This window comes from Ignavibacteria bacterium, from assembly GCA_016873775.1.
Lineage (GTDB): Bacteria > Bacteroidota > Ignavibacteria > UBA10030 > F1-140-MAGs086 > JAGXRH01.
This window is the reverse complement of record VGWC01000155.1, coordinates 1-1,579: the sequence shown is the minus strand read 5'-3', so window position 1 is coordinate 1,579 and position 1,579 is coordinate 1. Positions and strand designations below refer to the sequence as shown.

The following is a 1,579-nucleotide window of genomic DNA, read 5'->3' as shown; positions in this document are numbered from 1 at the left end:
CCAAGCCGCAAATTTCTATCCGGCATTGGATAAAACGGAACAACGTAATATTTCGTGTTGAAAATATTTTCAATCGTAAAATGCACAACCGCATCGCCAAGTTTTGCAAAGAAGAGGAAATCGAGAGTGCCGGTAAAACCTTTCAACCGCACTCTTTCAATGTTGTCAATGAATGAATTATAGCGAAGTGAATCATCATTTCGGTGAATAAATTTTCCGCGAAAGCCAGTTTGAATGTTCAAATGATTTTCAAGCAGTTTATCTTCGTATAAAGCATCAATGTTTATCCATTGAGCATCAACGTGTTGAAAAGAGTAAAGACCAATTTCGACATCTTCAAAATCAGGAATAGTTGTGCTTTGTCCATATTCATCTGTTCCAATATCAAACGTTGTTCTCAAACGAAATTTTCCTGGAGTATAATTGACATAAAAAAGAAAATCAATTTTTTCGTTCAGTCCGAAAATTGATTGCGCTTCAATTCGTAATGTTTTTGTTGCTTGCGAAGATACATTCAAAAACAGTCTATTATTCTTCACGTCATTCGCCACAAACCCAATCATACCGCTCAACGAATTTTGTTTCCCCCAAAAAAAACTTCCACCGAAATTATTTCTTCTATAGGAAAAGTAATCAGAGAACAATACTGTGTCTCTTTCAAACTTTCCAAAAAATGAAAATTGAGTTTGAGTGGTAATATCAGTTTCTACTTTGCAAGATAAACTTGAATACATTTTACTTACCCAAAAATTTCTGGATGTATTATTTCTTTCAGCACTTCTTTTTTCAATATTCGCTCTGAACGTGAAGAAAAAATCTTGAACATTGAATTTTTGCGAAAGTAGTATTCCATTCCATACACTATGGTATTTCGGGTCAAATGCAGTATCGGAGTATTCGAAACGCAAATTTGATGTATAAAAAGAAAAGAAACTCCTCGCCAAAGTATCGTGAAAAAAACTTGCAACCCCATTCACCTGCCAACACCATTGTGAATTGTAGTATTTTTGATATTGGTCCGCAACTATCGAAAAATTTGGATCATATATATCTTGGGATTTAAAATAATCAACTCCACCAAACAATCCCACCTTCTGCTTATTATACATCTGCAACAACTCCACGTTAAACTTCTTCGAAACATTCCATCGCAGTTTGGAGCGGGCGTTCCATTCATCGTTGGCGGAGTTTTCGTATCTCCCATCGGTTGTTCTTCGCTGAACGCCAACACTCAAATTGAGATTTCGTGAAAGATTATGCGCAAGAACTCCATCGAACAATCCTTCCTCGTACGCGCCTTCTGTATATTTAATTCGAGAGTACGGAATTTTTGAATTGTACGATTTCGTAACAATGTTAATGGCAACTGCATTGGAATTCATTCCATACAACAACGAACGCGGCGCAGGAATTATTTCTACTCGTTCAATCATTTCTGTGGGAATAAAATTTATATCAGCAATTCCTGTAAGCGGTTCATTCATCGGTCGTCCGTCAATAAAAATTCCGATGTTCCTTGTGCTCATTCCGCGATATGTTAATTGACTCGGTTGTCCAACGCTTCCTAAATCGTTGTAAA

The 1,579-nt window shown here is 36.5% G+C and carries 1 protein-coding gene; it reads right to left on the bottom strand.

The features are described 5' to 3' along the window. Nucleotides 1–1,579 (bottom strand): hypothetical protein (locus FJ218_11520; GenBank protein MBM4167530.1); only part of this gene is annotated, 1,579 nt, incomplete at both ends.